Raw genomic sequence first — 18,716 nt, 5'->3', positions numbered from 1 at the left:
ATCTTATTTTTGTAATGTGTAAGGTTGGATAGCAATTCCAGCTTCGTCCAGAGCAATTTTGCAATCTTCTAGAGTTTGAGAAAAAACGGTTCCGTAATTTTCTTTTTTTGCCCAAGGGCGTACAGCAAATTCTACAGAACTACTTGTTAAGTTTTTTACAAAAACTTCTGGTGTAGGATTCTTAAGCACGTTTGGATTATCCTTTAAAATTTTCTCAAGAATATCTTTGGCTTTTTTAATATCTGCATCATAAGCAACTGCAAATGTTAAGTCGGCTCTACGTTCTCCTTGCATTGAGTAATTAATAATTGTGTTATTAGATAAAGCTCCGTTTGGTATAAATACCGTTTGATTGTTTGCAGTAAATAATTTAGTCACAAATATCTGTATTTCAGATACAGTTGCTACAATGCCTTGTGCTTCAATAGTATCTCCAACTTTAAAAGGCTTGAAAAGAATAATAAGCATACCTCCAGCAAAATTAGAAAGAGATCCCTGAAGAGACAAACCAATAGCAAGACCCATTGCTCCTAATATGGCAACAAATGACGATGTTTCTATTCCTAGTTTAGAAATAAATGATACAAATAGTAATATTCTTAAGGCCCATAATAAAATATCACCTAGAAAGTTAGTTAGGGTAGGGTCCAAGTTTCTTTTCTCCATTATACGACGTATTAGTCTATTGACAAAACGAATAATATAAAGCCCTATGAATAGAATAAGAAAGGCAGATATTAGTTTAGGAGAATAATCAACTAATACTTGGATAAATTGGTTAACGTAACCGCTAATTTGATCGGGATTTAGATTCATTTTTTTAGTATAAAAAAACCTTCTCGATGAGAAGGTCTAAATTAGTTAGGCAAAGATAAAGATTAATTATTTTTATTAATAAACATTACTATTATCTTTAACTATTTATTTAAGGATTCGTCTGATGCTTCATTTATGGCGTCAGTAGCGAGCGCTTTTGCTTTTTCTGTAATTGTAGTAGTATTTGCTTTTTCCTTTACAGTCTCAATTACTTTGTTTAAACCATCTGAAGCTTTTTCAGTAAGTTCCTCAACAGTATCTTTTGCTTGATCTACTTTTTCTTCAGCATCATTTAATATAGGGGCAGCTACTTCTTTTACTTTTTCTATGGTTTCTCCAGTTACTGTTTCCGTTTTTTCAAGATATGGAGCCGCTACTTCTTTGACCTTATCTATAGTTTCTTCAGCTAATGTTTCTGCTTTTTCAAGATACGGAGCCGCTACTTCTTTAACTTTTTCTATGGTTTCTCCAGCAAATGTTTCTGCTTTTTCAAGATGTGGTGCAGCTACTTCTTTGGCTTTGGCAATAGTTTCTTCGGCAAATGTTTCCGCTTTTTCAAGATAGGGAGTAGATACCTCCTTAACTTTTTCGATTGTTTCTTCGGCTAATGTTTCCGCTTTTTCAATGTATGGTGCGGCAGCTTCTTTAGCTTGCTCAAATGTGTTTTCGGCTTGATTTGCTAATTCAGTAGCCGACTCTTTAGCTGTGCCAAATAAATTCTTAAAAAATGATGATAATCCCATAATAGTTCTTATTGGTTAGTATAGGATGCAATATTAATCTTTTTTTTAAGAAATACGCTAACGGATTAGTTATAATTTACTGACAGTAAGTAATTTGGATTTATTTTTTTTGCTTTTGTAAAAAAAAAGACGCTTTCTGTGAAGCGCCTTTTAAAATTGTTATAAAAGTTGGTTAAGCATTTACGGCTTCTACTTTAATATTTTCGTCATTTAGCATGCTTTTTAGCATGTTCTCTATACCGCTTTTTAGTGTAAATGTTGATGAAGGGCAACCGCTACATGCTCCTTGTAAAATCACTTTTACAGTTTTGTCAGTATCATTATAAGAATCAAAAGCAATATTTCCACCATCTGCAGCTACAGCAGGTTTTACATACTCTTCTAGGATATTTATAATTTGTTGAGAAGTAGTATCTAATTTATCAAAAGCTTCATCTTTAGTGACATCATTTTTTGTTGCTACTTCGATTAAACTTTCGTCTAGAACCGTTCCTCCATTTTCAATATATTGTTTAATGAAAGTTCTTATCTCAAGAGTGATTTCTTGCCAATCATTAATTTCATATTTAGTTACTGAGATGTAGTTTTCATCGATAAAAATCTCTTTTACGTAAGGGAATTTAAATAATTCTTTAGCTAGTGGAGAAGAGGCAGTTTGGTCAATGTTTTTGTATTCAATTGCATTTTTTGTCAACATTCTGCTTACTACAAATTTTAGAGCTGCAGGATTTGGAGTTGATTCGCCATAAACAGTTATAGGTTGCTTCTTAGGCTTGTTTTCATCAATAGATAGAATTGTACCACCATCGTTTACAAATGTTTCAATTTGTTCTACCACTGCTTCTTTTACATCATCCCATTCAACAATATTATATCTTTCGATAGCAATAAAATTACCTGAAATATATACTGTTTTTACGAACGGTAAATAAAATAATTTTTGTGCTAGTGGAGAGTTTTTAGCTTCATCAATGTTTTTAAATTCAAAGCTCTCATTCTTAGTAATAAAGTCTGGGAATTCAAATTTTAATATAGCAGGGTTTTGCGTTTCTTTTATAGTGAGTTTTGTCATGATTTAGTAATTTTCCACAAATTTACTAAAGTTATTTTCTACTAATAGTTATATTTGATTTTTAATATAAAAATAACGTATTATTTTCTGTATCTCACTAATAGTTGCCAATGTGTATTAGCGATATAAGTTTTTAACATCTATTTAAACAAAGCTACTTTTAATGTATTCTAAAATTAAATATTCAGTTTTTCTTTTATTTATATTTTCATACTCATATTCTCAAGAAGGAATTCCGGTTTATTCTGATTATTTATCGGATAATTATTATTTAATACACCCTTCAATGGCGGGAGCGGCAAATTGTGCAAAATTAAGATTAACAGCGCGTAAGCAATGGTTTGGTCAAGAAGATGCACCAGCACTTCAGACTTTAAGTTTTAACGGTCGTATTGGTGATCGATCAGGGGCAGGGGTTATACTTTTTAATGATAAAAACGGGTATCATTCTCAAAAAGGAATCAAACTTACTTATGCGTATCATATTCTTTTTTCGAGAAATGAAATAGATTTAAATCAGCTGTCGTTTGGTATCAATGCAGGAGTAATTCAGAACCAGTTAGATGAAACTTCATTTGGAGAATTTGATCCGATTGTTTTCGGTAACATACAAAAAGATTCTTATTTTAATGTTGACTTTGGTGCTTCCTATAATTTCTTAAACTTTTATGCTCACGCTACAGTTCAAGGTGCAGTAGAGACAAGAAGACAAATATATACCGATTTTGAAAGTGATAACCTCAGAAAATATCTTTTGAGTGCAGGATATGTTTTCGGAAATAAGAGAAAGTTATTATGGGAGCCTTCAGTTCTTTTTCAATTGTTTGATAAGACAAAAGAAAAGTTAATTGATTTTAATCTAAAAGCGTATAAGAATATGGATTTTGGTAACCTTTGGGCTGGATTATCCTATAGAAGAAGTTTAGATGGCGCTCAATATTATAATGGTTCAGGAGTTTCTACTCAAAAATTACAATACATAACACCTATTTTGGGGGTTAACTACAAGAACTTTATGTTTGCTTATACGTATTCACAAGTCACAGGTAATGTGAAATTTGACAATGGCGCATACCATCAAATTACTTTGGGAATTAACTTATTTTGTAAGCGTGAAAAATATGATTGCGATTGCCCAGCAATAAATTAATAAAATTCATTTAAAAAATAAACACATGTTGATAAAATCTGTAAACGGTAAAACACCTAATATTCCAAATGATTGCTACGTAGCCGAAAATGCTACAATAGTTGGAGACGTTTCTTTTGGAGATTCATGTAGCGTTTGGTTCAATGCTGTAATCAGAGGTGATGTTAATTTTATTAAAATAGGTGATAAAGTTAATATTCAAGATGGAGCTGTTATTCATTGTACCTATCAAAAACATCCAACAATTATTGGTAATAATGTTTCTATAGGGCATAATGCGATTGTTCATGGTTGTACCATTCATGATAATGTATTGATAGGAATGGGAGCAATTGTAATGGATAATTGTATTGTCGAGAGCAATGCTATTGTTGCAGCAGGTGCTGTTGTAACTCAAAATACAATAGTAGCTTCAGGGAGTATATATGCGGGAGTACCTGCTAAGAAGGTAAAGGATATCGATCAGTCTAATTTTGCTGGCGAAATTGAACGCATTTCTAATAATTATGTAATGTATTCGAGCTGGTTTAAGGAAGGAGAAGAATAATTATAATTTCTTTTGAAGAAGGTATTTTATGGCTTTCGATAGTAGGAATTCTTATATCGCAAATTATCGCTCAATTTATCATTGGACGAAATATGGTTTGTTAAGAATATTCGATTAATTATTAGAAATCTTTTTCTAAAACGGTGTATTTATTACCTAGTATATCCGATAAAACCTTCGGATTGCTATTGCTGTAAAATATAGGTTCAGTTGCTACTCCATCATTTAAGCCAACTTTCTTTTGTAATATATTTTGGGTTTGTTTGGCTACTGCTTCGCCAGAGTCAATTATATGAATGTGTTTGGGTAGAATTTTTTCTATCTGAGGGATTAGATAGGGGTAATGACTGCACCCTAATACTAAATAATCAATATTCGCCTCAATCATTGGTTTTAGATAAGATTCTAACAGTTGTGTCATTTCAGGAGAATTTAAATCTCCATTTTCAATTAACTGTACTAAGCCATGACCAACTTGTTCAATTATTTTAACGTCTTGATACATTTCAGTTGCTTTATTAAAAAGAGCACTGTTTAAAGTACCTTGAGTAGCTAGTATTCCAATAGTATGAGTTATTGAATTTATTGCGGCAGGTTTTATAGCGGGTTCAATTCCGATAAACGGAATGGTATATTGTTCTCTTAATTCTTTAATTGCATTTGTAGTCGCAGTATTGCATGCAATAACAATCAATTTACAATCCATGCCCAGTAAAAAATCGACGTTTTTTTTGCTTAAAGAAATGATCTCATCTTTGCTTTTTTGACCATAAGGAGCATTTTTACTGTCGGCTAAATAAATAGTTTTCTCATTTGGGAGTAATTGATGGATTGCGCTCCAAATTGAAGTACCACCAATGCCAGAATCGAAAACACCTATAGGATTGTTGTTTGTCATAAAAACAAAGTTAAGTATTTTTTAGAATCAAAAAAAAGGCTTTGTTCAAGATTCTTTAGTATAGTTTAATAAATTTTAGTGTGTAAAAAAAAACTGCTCGAACCATTTATTGGCGAGCAGTTTTTTTTATTTTATGAAGGCAGTTTTTAGAAACCTAAATCTTTTTTAACATCAGCAGTAACGTTTGGTCCGTCAGCTAATAAAAGAGTAGAACCATCTAAAACATATTGGAATCCTTTTGCTTTTCCAACTTTTATGATTGAAGCTCTAACTTTTTCCATTATTGGTTTTACAATATCAGTTTCTTTTTGTTGTAATTCTTTTTGAGCCGTGTCTCTATATTCTACAATTCTTTTTTGCATATCTTGAACTTCTTTAGAACGTTCTCCATTAACTGCATCTGTTACTGTAGCTGATTCAGCTTCGTATTTTTTTAATTTTGCTTGATATTCGTCAACCATTTTCTTGTAATCTGCATCATATGTAGTGCTTAATTTTTCAAGTTGTTTTTGTGCATCTATCATCGCTGGCATTTTAGACATAATTTCACTTACATCTACGTGAGCTACCTTAGCTTGAGCATTCATTTGATTTGCTCCTAAAACTAGTATTGCAGCAATTAGTAAAGTTTTGATTTGTTTCATCATCATTTTAAAATATTAATTAATTATTGGTCGTATTATTGTTGTTTTTCTTTTTCCTCCTTTGCCTTTTGCTCTCTTGCTTTTTTGGCAGCTTCTCTTTCTTCTAAGATTTTATTTCTTCTTTCTTCTAAAGCTTTTTTACGTTCGTCATAAAGCTTTTGTCTTTCTTCGGCTTGTTTAGCTCTCGCGTCATCAGTGACAGTTGTTTTTGTTGTCTCAGTTGCTTTTGACGTTTGAGTGGTTACTGATGGTGTGCTTTCCTTTTTTACTGTTTCAGAAACCGTGCCATTTTTTTTAGCCTCTCTTGCATCACGAATTGCTTTTTTGTTTTCTTCGTATGCTCTTATCTTTTCTTCTTGAGCTGCTTTTCTGTCTTCTAGGATTTTATCCCTTGCTGCTTTTCTCTCATCTAGCATTTTTTGTCTTTCCTGTAGTGCAGGACTTTCATCAATGGCAGTTTCTTTATTTTCTTTTTCTTCCTCAATAGCGAGTTGTTTTTTTGTCAACTGCTCTCTTTTGTCGGTTCTGGTGATAACTCGTAACACCTGATCGCTAACATCAAATCTTTTTGCTGCAAAAAGCATTGTTAAATCAGATGATCTGTCAAAGATGAAATCATATTTTCTAGCTTCTGCGATATCCTGAACAGCAGTAAAAACCTGATCTTGGATTGGTTTTGATAAAGCAGATTTTTGTCGAATTAAATCACCATTAACACCAAAGCGTTGTTGCTGATAATCTAAAGTCTCTTTTTCAAGAAACTTGATTTCTGTTTCTCTTTCATCGATTAACTCATTTGTTAATAATGCTTTTTCGGCTTTTAAAGCATCTTTAAGTTTATTGATTTCTAATTTCTTAGTCTCAATTTCTTGTTTCCACTTTTCAGCCTTCTGTTCTAGTTGCGATTGCGCCTCTTTATAATCAGGAACATTTTGCAGGATATACTCCATGTCGATGTATCCTATTCTTGTCGATTTGGTTTGTGCTTGACTTGTATTTACTACTATCAAAGCCAAAATTATAAATAAAAATTGTTTTCTCATAACATTAATTTTATTTGAATTTTTTTTAACCAATAGCACTAAAATTGTTGACCAATAATAAAATGCGTTCTGAAACCACTTGGTTTTGATTCTCCTGGTAATTTGTCAAATCCGTAACCAAAATCGATACCTAATAGTCCAAATGCAGGCATGAATACACGTAAACCGGCACCAGCTGAACGACTCAAGTCAAAAGGATTATAGTTCTTGAAATTTGCATATGATGAACCTGCTTCAGCAAATGTAAGTACGTAAATAGAAGCTGATGGCTTTAATGTAATTGGATAACGCAATTCTAATGAGAATTTGTTGTAAATCGTAGCTCCAATTTGTTCTCCATTTTGCACTGGTGTTAATGAGTTGTTCTCATATCCTCTTAATGCTATCGTTTCTCTACCATCCATAGAATAGTTTGCCATTCCATCTCCTCCTAAATAGAATCTTTCAAAAGGAACAACGCCTCTTGATTGGTCGTATGCACCTAAGAAACCAAATTCAGTTAGTGTTCGTAGTACTAATTTACCATAAACTTTTGTATACCAATCAGCTTTGAACTTTATTTTATAGTATTCTAACCAATTAAATTTCTTTTGGTCAACTTTTCCTTGATCTGTAGCAGCTTGAGTGTAGTCATCAACCTTATTTCCTCTTGCATCAACATAGTCTCCAATCTGTACTATATTATCGTTTTCATCTAGTTGATTTGATTTGTCAACTGTATTTCTTAATTTATATTCTTTTTGATTTGCTAAATCTCCATAATCAACTCCATTAAATAATGAATAAGGAGGAGTAAGTTTAGCAGAAAGACTAAATTCTGAACCGTATGTTGGGAATATTGGGTTTAAACCTTTATTACTTCTTGTAAGTCCAATAGTATATGCTAAGTTTCTAGAAGTTCCATTTCCAAAAGTAAATAATCCAGTGTTGTAATTATGTAAGTCATAGTGTTGGTAACTTACCGATTGCGACAACACGAAGTAATCATCTGGCACAGATAATCTTTTGGCTAAACCAACAGATAACGTTAGAATATTAAAACTTTTACTTCTGTCTACTCTTTGTGTGATGTAGTTGTTTAGGAACTGTGTACTATAAGATACCGAAGTGCTAAATTGTACCGGTTTTTTTCCTCCAAACCATGGTTCTGAGAACGATACGCTATAAGTTTGGAAATAAGTACTTCCTTGTAAACGAAGTGCTACTTTTTGGCCATCCCCCATAGGTAAAGGTTTGTATGCTTTTTTGTTAAATATATTTCTAGCAGAGAAGTTGTTAAATGAAAGTCCTAAGGTTCCAATGAAACCACCACCACCATAACCTCCTTGAAGTTCTATCTGGCTAGATCCTTTTTCTACAAGATTGTATTCTATGTCTACTGTTCCTGCACCAGCATCTACATTTTTAAACTTAGGGTCGATAGCTTCTGGATCAAAGAATCCTAATTGTCCAATCTCACGAATTGTTCTAACTAGTAAGTCTTTACTATATTTTTCACCTGGTTTAGTTCTTAGCTCACGATAAATTACTTTATCATTCGTTTTGTCATTTCCTACAACTGATATTTTATTAAAATAGGCAATAGGACCTTCGGTAACTCTAATTTCAAAATCAATAGTATCGTTTACCGTTTTTACCTCTACAGCATTAATATTAGAGAATAAATAACCATTATTTTGATATAAATTGGTAATGTCTTCTGCGTCAGGTTTTGTTTTGTCAGATATTCTTTTTTCTAGAAGTACACCATTATATGTTTCTCCTTTTTTAATACCTAAGAAACGATTAAGTGTTTGGTCTGAATATACCGTATTACCTAAAAATTTGATATCCCCAAAGTAGTATTTGTTTCCTTCTTCGACATCTATTTTTATAGCTAATGTATTTTTCTTTTTGTTGTAAACAATAGTGTCAGATAATATACGTGCATCTCTATATCCTTTTTCTTTGTAGGTAGCGATAACTTTTTCTAAATCACTTTTGTACTTGTCTTTTATGAATTTAGAGGCTTTAAAAACGCGAATTGGGTTCTTTTGCTTGGTGTCTTTCATAGCTTTTCGCAAAGCTGCGTCAGACAATTGTTTGTTCCCTTCAAATTCAATTTTGCTAATTTTAACCTTATCTCCTTTATCTACACGAACCAGCATGTTTACTTGGTTTGTAGATGTTGTGTCGGGAGTAGTAGTAATGGTTACTTTGGTATTGTAGAAACCTTCCTTCTTGTATTTGTTTTCGATATAATTTTTGGTAGTCGTAATTAAATTTTCGTTAACAATTTTATTTTTTGTTAAACTATTGTCTTTAATTAATCCTTCTATTTTGCTTTTTTTAACACCAACAATTTTGACGTCGTTTAGCTTAGGAAGTTCAACTATATCAAGATCTAGGTATATGCTATCATTCTCAATTCTATTTACATAGAAAGAGATTTCGTCAAAAAGCCCTAGCTTTCCAAGTTTTTTGATGGCTCCACTTATTTCTTCACCAGGAACTGTTATTTCTTGTCCTTTTTGTAAACCAGAAAAAGTGACAACAGTTTGCTCATTGAAGCTTATTTTACCAACTACAGATACGTCGGCAAGAATATATTTTTTCCCTTGGTCAAAAGGAATTCTTTCTTGCGCTTTTATTTGTGAAAAACTACTAAAAACCAATAAAGTAAGTACTATTTTTATTCTTTTTTGTAACACTAAAAAATTATTTAATTTGTTCACTTGTTTTTCCAAATCTACGTTCTCTTTTTTGATAACTAATGATAGCCTCATATAAATCCTTTTCTTTAAAGTCTGGCCATAACACATTAGTAAAATATAGCTCTGCATAGGCAATTTGCCATAACAAAAAATTACTTATTCTATGTTCTCCACTTGTTCGTATTAATAAATCTACATCGGGTAAATTTTGCGTGTAAAGATGCTCATTTATAATTGAATCGTCAATAGTGTCTATTGAAATTATATTATTTTTAACTTTATTACTGATGATTCTAACAGCGTTTATAAGTTCTTCTCTCGAACCGTAACTTAAAGCTAATGTGAGCGTAAGTCTTGTGTTGTTTTTTGTTTTCTCAATAACATCCAAGAGCTCTTTTTGAGCAGATTTAGGTAGTTTTTCTAAATTGCCAATTGCATTAAGTTTAATATTGTTTTTTTGTAATGTACCGAGTTCTTTTTTTAATGAATTGATAAGTATCTTCATTAGAGTTTCAATCTCTAATTTAGGTCTATTCCAGTTCTCGGTAGAAAAGGCATACAATGTTAAATACTCGATCCCTATTTTAGCACAGGATTCGATTGTTTCTTTTACAGATTTAGTTCCATTTTCATGGCCAAAAGCTCTTAGGAAACCTTGTTGTTTAGCCCATCGCCCATTCCCATCCATTATGATGGCTAAATGTCGTGGTAAGTTTGTTTTATCTAGTGTGTCTAAATTCATTTTTTTAATATGGGCAATAGCAAGGTTTGTTTCCAAACGTGTATGTTAGTGTTATTCCTGAGAAGACATACCAGTCATTATTATTTAAATCTCCAAAACGCAATGATCTCAAATTATCATTATCAGGATTGCTACCGTCAAGATTATCTGAAAAGGTATATCGTGCACCGACTTCTAGTCCTAAAACAAAATTAGTAGTTAAATTTGTTTTTACACCTAATATCATCGGAATTGCAATTGAACCTGCCTTTTTTTCTTTTTCTGTCTCTCCAGATTGGATGTACAATGAGTCATATCTGAAATAACTCAGTCCTGAAAACACATAAGGCGTGACTTTTCTTTTGGATTCATGTAGATTGAAGTCAAAAAAATTGAATTCAAGTCCAGCAGAAAGTTCTCTTATTGTATTGTCAAAACGATATCCTCTTAGTTTTCTTCCTCCTTCTTTCGAATCTAAATCATTTGCTGTGATCGTCGATTGTGTGTACGAAAAACGATAAGCGTGTCTCGGACTCTTATTCCATCGGTACAATAGCCCAAAAGCAGCCTTGTCTGGTGAAATATAAGTTGTACTTCCTACGTCTCCAATATAGTTGCTTCCTCCTAAAAAAACACCAACCTCATGTATCTGAGCATTCATGCTTGTAAAGAAGAAGAAACATAACAATAAATTAAAAATTTTGTTCATTTAATTAAAAATTGCGTGCAAATATAATAATAATCAATACGAATCAATGCTCATTAAGTTAAAACTGTCATTTTTTGAATTATAGATGATATATCTCAGCAATAACTGAACATTCGACAGTTGCAAAACGTCAAAAACATTGCAAATAGTATAAATTATCTTTAAAAAGGAGTCTAATTTCTTTTGTCTTCCCCCCAAAGGAGTTTATTGCGTAAGGTTTTTAAGAAAGTTTCTCCGGGAATTTCAACCATATTGATTTTAAAATCAGTTTTCTTTATTGTTAAAATAGATTCGTTTCTTATGGAAGCTATTCTTGAATCTAAAGAAACAAGATAATTGTCTTCTCTTCCTGATACTCGAAGTTTGATCTCGGTGTCATCTGGTATTATAAGTGGTCTTGCTGTTAAATTATGAGGTGCAATTGGTGTAATAACAAGGCTGTTGACATCTGGTGTTAATATTGGACCACCACAACTTAATGAGTATCCTGTTGAACCTGTTGGGGTTGATATGATTAGCCCATCTGCCCAATAGGAGTTTAAGTACTCTCCATTTAAATAAGTGTCTACTGTTATCATCGAAGTTGTATCTTTTCTGCTAACAGTAACTTCATTCATGGCAAAATTAAGTTCTTCAATCGCTTCGTTTTTAGGCTCTGTAGTTAAGCTTAGTAAAGTTCTTTGTGACACAGTATATTTTTTGTCGATTACAAATTGCATAAATGCAGCTATGTTTTCTTTTTGTACAGTAGCAAGGAATCCTAACCGTCCAGCATTAATTCCTAAAATAGGAACGCCAGAATTGCGTACTAAAGTTGCAGCTCTTAAAATAGTTCCGTCTCCACCTATGCTTATTAACATCTCAAAACTACTATCTAATTCAGTGTGAGATGAGAAAGTTTTATATTCTTTCTCAATTATCTGTTTTTCATAGAGCATCTTCAAAAAATTGGCTTCAATGACCATTTCAACATTGTTTGTCGTAAAAAAAACAAATATGTCTTTAATAATTGGGTTTGTACTATTTAGATAGTATTGTCCGTAGATAGCTACTTTCATTCTTTTTGATTAGATAATGAGAAATTAGTAATTTGTCAATGTAAAAATCAGATAATTCGATCAGTTGAGATTGTAAACGAACTCCCTAGTTGACACATTTTATCTTTTTTCTAATTTATATATTAAGGTACTTGTCTAAATAATCAGAGCGTTCCTTTAAATTGTTAATATACGTGTCTTCTTGGTGTTCTGATATGATTTCGTAATTGTATCTTCGGAAGGTTTGAATAATTTCATTCATAGCTCCTAAGCTTATTTTAATGGTTATTTCAACACTGTCTGTATTTCCATCAGAAACAAATGCACCTAAAATTTTACCATTGTTACTCTCTACTATTTGAGTTATTTGACTCATAGAATAATCGAGAAGCCCTTTTTTTATAATTATTACTCCACCTGGTTCCTTTAAAAAAGGTGTTTCGTGAAAGAATTTAATAATATCACCTATCTCATAAAACCCAAGGTAAGTATTGTTTTCATCCAAAACAGGGATTAAATTGGTGTGATTTTTAGCAAAAACTTCTAATACATCCAGCCAGATCATGTTGCTTCGAGCAAAAAATGGCTCGAGAGTATATTTATAATCGATTACTTTTTTGTCGCCATCAAAAGTTTCAATGTCATCCGAGGCTATGCAACCAATATAGACTCCATCTTCCAAAACAGGAAAATGCGAATAGCTTAAATCAGTAAAGAAATCCTGTGCCGAAGCAATGGTTTCTTGGCTGTTTATAGCTCTATAATCATTGGTGATGTAATTAGTAATATCTGTCATAATACAATTAGCAATATTTGATGCAAAATAATCAAAAAATAGCAAAAACTCCTAAGTTTTACTTTGTATTTTTGTCGTAACAAATATAGTGTTACTAGAATTAATATCCATTTATATGACAAAGTTAAGTGTAAATATCAATAAAATTGCAACGTTACGTAATGCACGTGGCGGAAATGTGCCTGATTTATTAAAAGTTGCAACCGATATTCAAAAATTTGGAGGACAAGGAATCACGATTCATCCTCGTCCAGATGAGCGTCATATTCGTTATCAAGACGCACGTGATTTAAAAGCAATTGTGTATACCGAATATAATATTGAAGGAAATCCACAACACAATTTTATCGATTTGGTTTTAGAATGTAAGCCAGATCAGGTAACATTGGTTCCTGATGCAATTGGGGCGATTACATCTTCTGCAGGTTGGGATACAATTAAAAATCAAGAGTATTTGACAGAAGTTATTCAGGAGTTTCAGCGTAATGGTATTAGAACTTCGATTTTTGTTGACCCGGTTTTAGAAATTATTGAAGGTGCTAAAAAAACAGGAACTGACAGAATCGAATTGTATACCGAAGCTTTTGCGCATCAATATGATTTAGGTAATAAAAGTGGAATTGATCCTTATGTGGCTGCTGCAAAATTGGCAAATGAACTAGACTTAGGGATTAATGCTGGGCATGATTTAAGTTTGGATAATATTGAGTTTTTTAAACAAAATATTCCAGGTTTGTTAGAAGTTTCAATTGGGCATGCTTTAATTTCTGAGGCTATTTACCTTGGTTTAGACAATGTGGTTAATATGTATTTACGTAAACTTAAATAAGATAGTAGTTAAAACAATTATAACCTGATAGAATTGGGTTGTAATTGTTTACTTTCGCACTTTTCTTATTAAAATTACGTGTCGAAATCATTTTTTTTATTCTGTTTTCTTTGTTTTTCTTATGTTTCTGGACAGTCTAGAGCTACAATAGCTGGAAATGTCAGGTCATTAGAGGGTGAAAATTTAATTGGTGTAAGTATCTCTTTCCGTACGAACAATCAACACCATTATTCTACAAGTGATTCTCTGGGTAGCTTTACGAAAAAACTTCCAGTAGGGTTGATGAAAATTGCAGTTAATCAATTTGGGTATCTCGAAAAATCCATTACTATTGATTATAGAAAAGACACAATAATTGCTATTGTATTAGAAAAGGATGTTTCTTCACTTTTAAAAGAGGTTTTAATATCTAATACTAAAAAGGCAGCCATAACAAATCTTTCAGGGAGTAAATTGTCTTTTAACATAAAAGAGTTAGCTGCGGTTCCAACCTTATTAGGAACAACAGATATTGTTAAAATTTTGCAGTTAACTCCAGGAGTACAGAACTCTGGTGATGTAAATGGATACTTGTATGTAAGAGGAGGTGATCCTGGACATAATTCGATGTTGTATGATGGAACTCCTATTTATGGGATGTCACATTTATTGGGTGTTTTTCCTTTTTATAATACCGATCATATACAGGATGTAGAGTTTGACAAATCAAGCTCAAACGCAAAATATGGTGGCCGTTTAAGTTCTACCACATTATTACTACCAAGTAAAAAAATCCCTGCCGAATTTACGATTCAAGGAAACGTAGGTGTATTAGCATCTCAAGCTACATTAAGTATTCCGATTAGTGAGAAAACGGGAATTATGATTTCTGGAAGAAAAACATATATCGATGAGGTAATTGCGCCATTACTAAGTTCAGATTCGGACAGTAATGATGTTCAGAATATGAAATATGGTTTTTCAGATGCTAATTTAACTTTTGTGACTGAAATCTCTAAGAATAATTTGTTGACAGTTTCGGCTTTTTCTAGTGCAGATAAATTAAAAATTGAGGATAGTAATTTAGCATTACAGACTAGCTTAAAATGGAGTAATTTTAATATATCTCCTACTTTGGTTTCTAAGTTATCTCCCAATGTAACCATGTCTAATGCTCTTTATTTTACGCGATATACTAATGAATTAAATATGAAGCAGTCAGCAATTGAAATGGGGATATCGTCATTTGTTGAAGATTTTGGTTTTACAAATTCGACAACGTATTCGATAAAAGGAATTCCTTTTGAATCAGGACTGCAATATGTTTATCATAATTTGCAACCGCAAAAAATAAAAATTGAAAATTTTACAGCTACTAATAATTCGGTACAGAATAATTTAATTAGAGCTAATGAATTGGCTGTTTTTACAACTGCCAAACCAAAAATATTAGATAATCTGACTGCGGAGTTAGGATTGAGAATAAACTATTATAATTCAGGAGCAAAGACCTATTTACATTTTCAGCCACGTGCAGTTCTTAATTATTATATGTATAGAGATCTTTCATTTTATGCTTCTTATAACAAACAAAATCAATATTTGAATTTAATAACAACTTCAAGTGTTGGAATTCCGACCGATTTTTGGGTTGCAAGTACAGATGGGATTCCTGCTCAATCCTCAAATGAATTTGCTTTAGGTTCAAACCAAACTATTTCTAAAAGTTTTACATCTTCTATAGGAGGTTTTTATCGTTCGATGAAACATTTGCTGGAATATCCTTATGGAGTTACCCAGTTTAATGAAATTTCGACACTAAAAGATGATCTATTAGAAGGGAATGGGAGAGCATACGGGATGGAGTTTATGTTTAAAAAAAGCAATGGTAAGTTTAGAGGGTGGATAAGTTATACTTTGAGTTGGTCTGATAGGAATTTCGAAAAATTTAATAATGGGAAAACGTATTATGCAAAATATGACAGACGACATAATTTGGCATTGGTAGGGACATACGATTTGAATTCAAAATGGAATTTTGGTATTACTCAGGTTTTTAGCTCAGGAAATCGTTTTACAATGCCTACATCTTGGTATTTTGTTAATAATAATCCAGTAAAAGAATATTCAGAATATAATAATGCTCAAATGCCAAATTATATCAGAACAGATTTGTCAGTCAATTACTTTTTTGTAAAAACAACCAAAAAAGAAAGTGCTCTTAATTTTTCAATTTTTAATGCTCTCAATGTCGAGAATCCTATTTATGTGGTGATTAATGTGCTAATGAATGAGGATAAAAATAGTGTAATTGTCAAGCCAGAAAAAAAAGTTATGTATAGAATACTTCCTTCTGTGAGTTGGAAATTTAAATTTTAAATGATGAAAAATTACATTTTATTCTTTTTAGGGATTGTTTTGTGTAGCTGTAATAATGATACTTTTAGTGATGGAATTAAGCTAGAATCAAAACTGGCTGTTGAAGGCTGGATTGAGGAAGGTGATGTTTCGCAGGTGATATTGTCAAGTTCGATACCAATTGATGATGTAATTGATTCTACTAATGTTTTTGATCATGTTATTCGCTCAGCCAAAATAACAGTATCTGATGGAGAGAGTTCAGAGGTGTTGAGAGTGAAAAAGGATAACGATAGGATTCCTCCCTTTATATACTTTGGAAGTGAAATGATTGGAAAAGCGGGAAAGACCTATACGTTGAAAATCGAATATTTAAACCGAACACTAGAAGCTACTACAAGTATTCCGAAGTCAGTACCACTTCTTAGTGCGATTTATGAAAAGAAAAGTGCTACAGATTCTACGGGATATATTTTTGTGAAATTTGACGATCCTGTTGGTGAAAAAAATTACTATCAGATAGCAACAAGAATTGATAAAAAGGAGCCGATTTTTGTTCCTGCTTTTTATGGGAATTTAGACGATGAAAAAATTAAAAATTATTCAGTCTCTATGCAGGTAAATAGAGGTGTACTGCTTTTTCCTAAAACTAAATTTACTCCTTATTTTAATGATGGAGATTTGATTTTTGTAAAGTTAAGAACGATGAATAAAGGATCATATGATTTTTGGAATGGCTGGCAAAATGAAATTGTAAATAGTAGAAATCCTATCTATCCGTCTAATACAAGTTTAAAATCGAATATAAAAGGAGGAGTAGGTATTTGGGCAGGTTATGGACAAAGTACATTAATAGTAAAAACACCTTCTAAAAAATAAAGCCGATTTGAATTGTTCCAAATCGGCTTTAAATTATTTTAGTTATTTCTATCTGTAAAAGTTTTTAAGAAATCTTCAAATTTAGTTTGAAGTTTTTCAAAACCGTCAGAGAAATAGGCACTCATAGCAATTTGTGTATTATCACTAAATTTTAAGTAATATACTTCTTCAAGGTATGGTTGTGAAAATAATTCGCCTTTTTCATCCCATGTTGTCCAATATTCATATTCGTTATCCCAAACTGGTAAGTTAAAAATATAGTCATCACCTTGTTTTTCAGAACGCATAACAATATCAGCTATTTTAGTACCATCTTTTTTAGATACTAAGATTAATTTCATGTTTTTGTTGAAATTAGCTGCAGTTCCTTCTGAATACTTTTTTTCATATGTATTTATAGCTGTATAAAACGCTTTGTAGTCACTCTTAGGATCTTTATAATTAAGTTGATCAGGGTATATTGCGCTTTTTTCTAAAGCTTTAGCATCATTTGCTTCAGCAGTTAGATCCATATCAGCTACGATAATAAAATTATCCATAATTTTTACCAATCCATTTGCTTTACCTCTGTATTGAGCAAGAGGTTCTTCGCTTAATAAACCATCAATATCACTAGTGCTTCCAGCATTGAATTCTACTAAGTTTTTTCCATTATAACTAAAAGTAGCTTTACCTGTGTTATCTGTAGCTTTCTTGTTACCGCTAACCTCGAAAGCATATCCGTCATTTAATACCATTTTGTAGCTTGCTTCGTCAGGAGTATTAACTCCCTTAGAGTATTTTGCACCAGATACAAAAGTTGCTGCTTGTGCACCACCAATTGTTAAAGTTGCATCTGCAGATGTAGGTAAAAAGAAGTAATCGTCTACTCCTGGAGTATATACAGGTTGTCCTGTTTGTGGGTATGACCAACTTCCATAAGTGTCAGTGAATTTTACTTTTATATCAGAAGAAACACTTTTTGCAGAAAAAGTTGCGTTATTTTCTGTTCCATTTGTTTTAGCAGGAAAAACAAATTTTAAATCTGTAGTCGAAGAAGTTCTTTTCCAAATTTTGTCGGTGTTATTCCATGTATAAATACCGTATACATCAGCTACTTTTAAAATATCTTCTACTTCATTACCATTTTTTCCGCCAAATACGTCGATTGGGCTAATAGTTAATAAGTTTTTTAAGTTTTGAATTGCTTCAATAGCACCAGAGGATTTAGATTTGTCCATTTGTAGAAGCATTTCATTAGCTTCAATTTCTAATTTTACTTTTTGCTCAGCAGGAAGTAATTTAGAGTAAGGTTGCTTAAGGATGTTTGCTATTTGTTCTTTTAAACTTTCTTCTGCAGCTGTTGGAGGAGCAATAACAGCTTCGTCCTCGTTATTGTTTGAACATGAAATAGTAAGCTGTGAAAGAATCACAGAGGCTAAAAATAATTTTTTAATCATTGTAAAAGGGGTTAAATTAATGTGAATGTTTTGTCAATTTTCACAATTGGTTTGCTTAAGTTTGATAATGGAATTTTCTTATTAAAAGAACTTAAATTTCTTGCAAAGATAAATTTATAGGCGAATCTCACAATACCTGATTTTAGTGATTTTTACTAGGCTAAAATAGTTTTATCTATGTGATTCGATTTGGTGAATTAGAGATAAAATGGTTAGATTCAAAAATAGAAGGATATTGTTTTTTACTAAAACTAAATTCATGCCTTATTTTACAGATGGAGCTTTTGTTTTTATAAAATTAAGGATTACGAATAAAGGTGTATATGATTTTTGAAATAGCTGGCAAAATGAAATTGGAAATAG

Annotated in this window: 17 protein-coding genes; 5 read left to right on the top strand and 12 right to left on the bottom strand. The window is 31.9% G+C overall.

Going from position 1 to position 18,716, the window contains the following annotated elements:
• Window positions 1-3: 3 nt before the first annotated feature.
• The 3 genes from QWY99_RS17375 to QWY99_RS17365 all read right to left on the bottom strand — a co-directional run bounded on the left by QWY99_RS17375 (window position 4) and on the right by QWY99_RS17365 (window position 2,631).
• Window positions 4-816, bottom strand: a complete 813-nt coding sequence (locus QWY99_RS17375) for a mechanosensitive ion channel family protein (protein ID WP_290266988.1) — start codon at window positions 814-816, stop codon at window positions 4-6.
• 101 nt (window positions 817-917) lie between these two features.
• Window positions 918-1,559: a hypothetical protein gene (locus tag QWY99_RS17370; protein WP_290266987.1), complete on the bottom strand. Its 642-nt coding sequence runs from the start codon at window positions 1,557-1,559 to the stop codon at window positions 918-920.
• A gap of 172 nt (window positions 1,560-1,731) precedes the next feature.
• Entirely contained in the window at window positions 1,732-2,631 is a 900-nt protein-coding gene (locus tag QWY99_RS17365) for a NifU family protein (RefSeq protein WP_290266986.1), read from the bottom strand.
• Window positions 2,632-2,794: 163 nt separating this feature from the next.
• Here QWY99_RS17365 and QWY99_RS17360 point away from each other — a divergent pair, with 163 nt between their 5' ends.
• Both QWY99_RS17360 and QWY99_RS17355 read left to right on the top strand, forming a co-directional pair.
• The gene (locus QWY99_RS17360; protein ID WP_290266985.1) at window positions 2,795-3,781 is read left to right on the top strand and encodes a PorP/SprF family type IX secretion system membrane protein; all 987 of its coding nucleotides are present in this window, start codon (window positions 2,795-2,797) and stop codon (window positions 3,779-3,781) included.
• A 25-nt stretch (window positions 3,782-3,806) separates the two neighbouring features.
• Entirely contained in the window at window positions 3,807-4,328 is a 522-nt protein-coding gene (locus tag QWY99_RS17355; protein WP_290266984.1) for a gamma carbonic anhydrase family protein, read from the top strand.
• Between the two features lie 121 nt (window positions 4,329-4,449).
• Here the strand turns inward: QWY99_RS17355 and murI are convergent, their stop codons facing one another.
• The 8 genes from murI to QWY99_RS17315 form a co-directional block, all read right to left on the bottom strand.
• Entirely contained in the window at window positions 4,450-5,226 is a 777-nt protein-coding gene (gene murI, locus QWY99_RS17350; RefSeq protein ID WP_290266983.1) for a glutamate racemase, read from the bottom strand.
• Window positions 5,227-5,372: 146 nt separating this feature from the next.
• Window positions 5,373-5,870: an OmpH/Skp family outer membrane protein gene (locus QWY99_RS17345; protein WP_290268250.1), complete on the bottom strand. Its 498-nt coding sequence runs from the start codon at window positions 5,868-5,870 to the stop codon at window positions 5,373-5,375.
• Window positions 5,871-5,905: 35 nt separating this feature from the next.
• The gene (locus QWY99_RS17340) at window positions 5,906-6,913 is read right to left on the bottom strand and encodes an OmpH family outer membrane protein (protein WP_290266982.1); all 1,008 of its coding nucleotides are present in this window, start codon (window positions 6,911-6,913) and stop codon (window positions 5,906-5,908) included.
• Between the two features lie 38 nt (window positions 6,914-6,951).
• A complete protein-coding gene (gene bamA, locus QWY99_RS17335; protein WP_290266981.1) occupies window positions 6,952-9,678 on the bottom strand; it encodes an outer membrane protein assembly factor BamA in 2,727 nt (908 codons plus the stop codon).
• The gene (gene uppS, locus QWY99_RS17330) at window positions 9,611-10,348 is read right to left on the bottom strand and encodes an undecaprenyl pyrophosphate synthase (protein WP_290266980.1); all 738 of its coding nucleotides are present in this window, start codon (window positions 10,346-10,348) and stop codon (window positions 9,611-9,613) included. Before uppS ends, bamA begins: the two co-directional genes overlap by 68 nt.
• A 4-nt stretch (window positions 10,349-10,352) precedes the next feature.
• A complete protein-coding gene (gene porG / locus QWY99_RS17325) occupies window positions 10,353-11,036 on the bottom strand; it encodes a type IX secretion system protein PorG (RefSeq protein ID WP_290266979.1) in 684 nt (227 codons plus the stop codon).
• 173 nt (window positions 11,037-11,209) lie between these two features.
• A complete protein-coding gene (locus tag QWY99_RS17320; RefSeq protein WP_290266978.1) occupies window positions 11,210-12,094 on the bottom strand; it encodes an NAD kinase in 885 nt (294 codons plus the stop codon).
• Between the two features lie 115 nt (window positions 12,095-12,209).
• On the bottom strand, window positions 12,210-12,869 hold the full coding sequence (locus tag QWY99_RS17315) for a CBS domain-containing protein (RefSeq protein ID WP_290266977.1): 660 nt from the start codon (window positions 12,867-12,869) through the stop codon (window positions 12,210-12,212).
• Between the two features lie 115 nt (window positions 12,870-12,984).
• Between QWY99_RS17315 and QWY99_RS17310 the strand changes: the two genes are divergently transcribed.
• The 3 genes from QWY99_RS17310 to QWY99_RS17300 all read left to right on the top strand — a co-directional run bounded on the left by QWY99_RS17310 (window position 12,985) and on the right by QWY99_RS17300 (window position 16,914).
• On the top strand, window positions 12,985-13,698 hold the full coding sequence (locus QWY99_RS17310; RefSeq protein ID WP_290266976.1) for a pyridoxine 5'-phosphate synthase: 714 nt from the start codon (window positions 12,985-12,987) through the stop codon (window positions 13,696-13,698).
• 78 nt (window positions 13,699-13,776) lie between these two features.
• Window positions 13,777-16,056, top strand: coding sequence for a TonB-dependent receptor plug domain-containing protein (locus tag QWY99_RS17305; RefSeq protein WP_290266975.1), 2,280 nt, complete (start codon window positions 13,777-13,779; stop codon window positions 16,054-16,056).
• Window positions 16,057-16,059: 3 nt separating this feature from the next.
• Window positions 16,060-16,914: a DUF4249 domain-containing protein gene (locus tag QWY99_RS17300; protein ID WP_290266974.1), complete on the top strand. Its 855-nt coding sequence runs from the start codon at window positions 16,060-16,062 to the stop codon at window positions 16,912-16,914.
• Between the two features lie 38 nt (window positions 16,915-16,952).
• Here QWY99_RS17300 and QWY99_RS17295 read toward each other — a convergent pair whose 3' ends face one another.
• On the bottom strand, window positions 16,953-18,353 hold the full coding sequence (locus QWY99_RS17295) for a hypothetical protein (protein WP_290266973.1): 1,401 nt from the start codon (window positions 18,351-18,353) through the stop codon (window positions 16,953-16,955).
• Between the last annotated feature and the right edge of the window lie 363 nt (window positions 18,354-18,716).

The sequence above is a fragment of the Flavobacterium branchiarum genome, assembly GCF_030409845.1.
GTDB classification, from domain to species: domain Bacteria; phylum Bacteroidota; class Bacteroidia; order Flavobacteriales; family Flavobacteriaceae; genus Flavobacterium; species Flavobacterium branchiarum.
The sequence above is the reverse complement of the archived record's forward strand: the minus strand, read 5'-3'. Positions and strand labels throughout refer to the sequence as shown.

What these genes read in the sequence shown, in the direction of transcription:
- QWY99_RS17310 (WP_290266976.1), top strand. Translation starts at nt 12,985, where the DNA reads ATGACAAAGTTAAGTGTAAATATCAATAAAATTGCAACGTTACGTAAT.
- uppS (WP_290266980.1), bottom strand. Translation starts at nt 10,348, where the DNA reads ATGAATTTAGACACACTAGATAAAACAAACTTACCACGACATTTAGCC.
- QWY99_RS17320 (WP_290266978.1), bottom strand. Translation starts at nt 12,094, where the DNA reads ATGAAAGTAGCTATCTACGGACAATACTATCTAAATAGTACAAACCCA.
- QWY99_RS17340 (WP_290266982.1), bottom strand. Translation starts at nt 6,913, where the DNA reads ATGAGAAAACAATTTTTATTTATAATTTTGGCTTTGATAGTAGTAAAT.
- QWY99_RS17345 (WP_290268250.1), bottom strand. Translation starts at nt 5,870, where the DNA reads ATGAAACAAATCAAAACTTTACTAATTGCTGCAATACTAGTTTTAGGA.
- QWY99_RS17355 (WP_290266984.1), top strand. Translation starts at nt 3,807, where the DNA reads ATGTTGATAAAATCTGTAAACGGTAAAACACCTAATATTCCAAATGAT.
- bamA (WP_290266981.1), bottom strand. Translation starts at nt 9,678, where the DNA reads ATGAGGCTATCATTAGTTATCAAAAAAGAGAACGTAGATTTGGAAAAA.
- murI (WP_290266983.1), bottom strand. Translation starts at nt 5,226, where the DNA reads ATGACAAACAACAATCCTATAGGTGTTTTCGATTCTGGCATTGGTGGT.
- QWY99_RS17375 (WP_290266988.1), bottom strand. Translation starts at nt 816, where the DNA reads ATGAATCTAAATCCCGATCAAATTAGCGGTTACGTTAACCAATTTATC.
- QWY99_RS17300 (WP_290266974.1), top strand. Translation starts at nt 16,060, where the DNA reads ATGAAAAATTACATTTTATTCTTTTTAGGGATTGTTTTGTGTAGCTGT.
- QWY99_RS17360 (WP_290266985.1), top strand. Translation starts at nt 2,795, where the DNA reads ATGTATTCTAAAATTAAATATTCAGTTTTTCTTTTATTTATATTTTCA.
- porG (WP_290266979.1), bottom strand. Translation starts at nt 11,036, where the DNA reads ATGAACAAAATTTTTAATTTATTGTTATGTTTCTTCTTCTTTACAAGC.
- QWY99_RS17295 (WP_290266973.1), bottom strand. Translation starts at nt 18,353, where the DNA reads ATGATTAAAAAATTATTTTTAGCCTCTGTGATTCTTTCACAGCTTACT.
- QWY99_RS17315 (WP_290266977.1), bottom strand. Translation starts at nt 12,869, where the DNA reads ATGACAGATATTACTAATTACATCACCAATGATTATAGAGCTATAAAC.
- QWY99_RS17370 (WP_290266987.1), bottom strand. Translation starts at nt 1,559, where the DNA reads ATGGGATTATCATCATTTTTTAAGAATTTATTTGGCACAGCTAAAGAG.
- QWY99_RS17365 (WP_290266986.1), bottom strand. Translation starts at nt 2,631, where the DNA reads ATGACAAAACTCACTATAAAAGAAACGCAAAACCCTGCTATATTAAAA.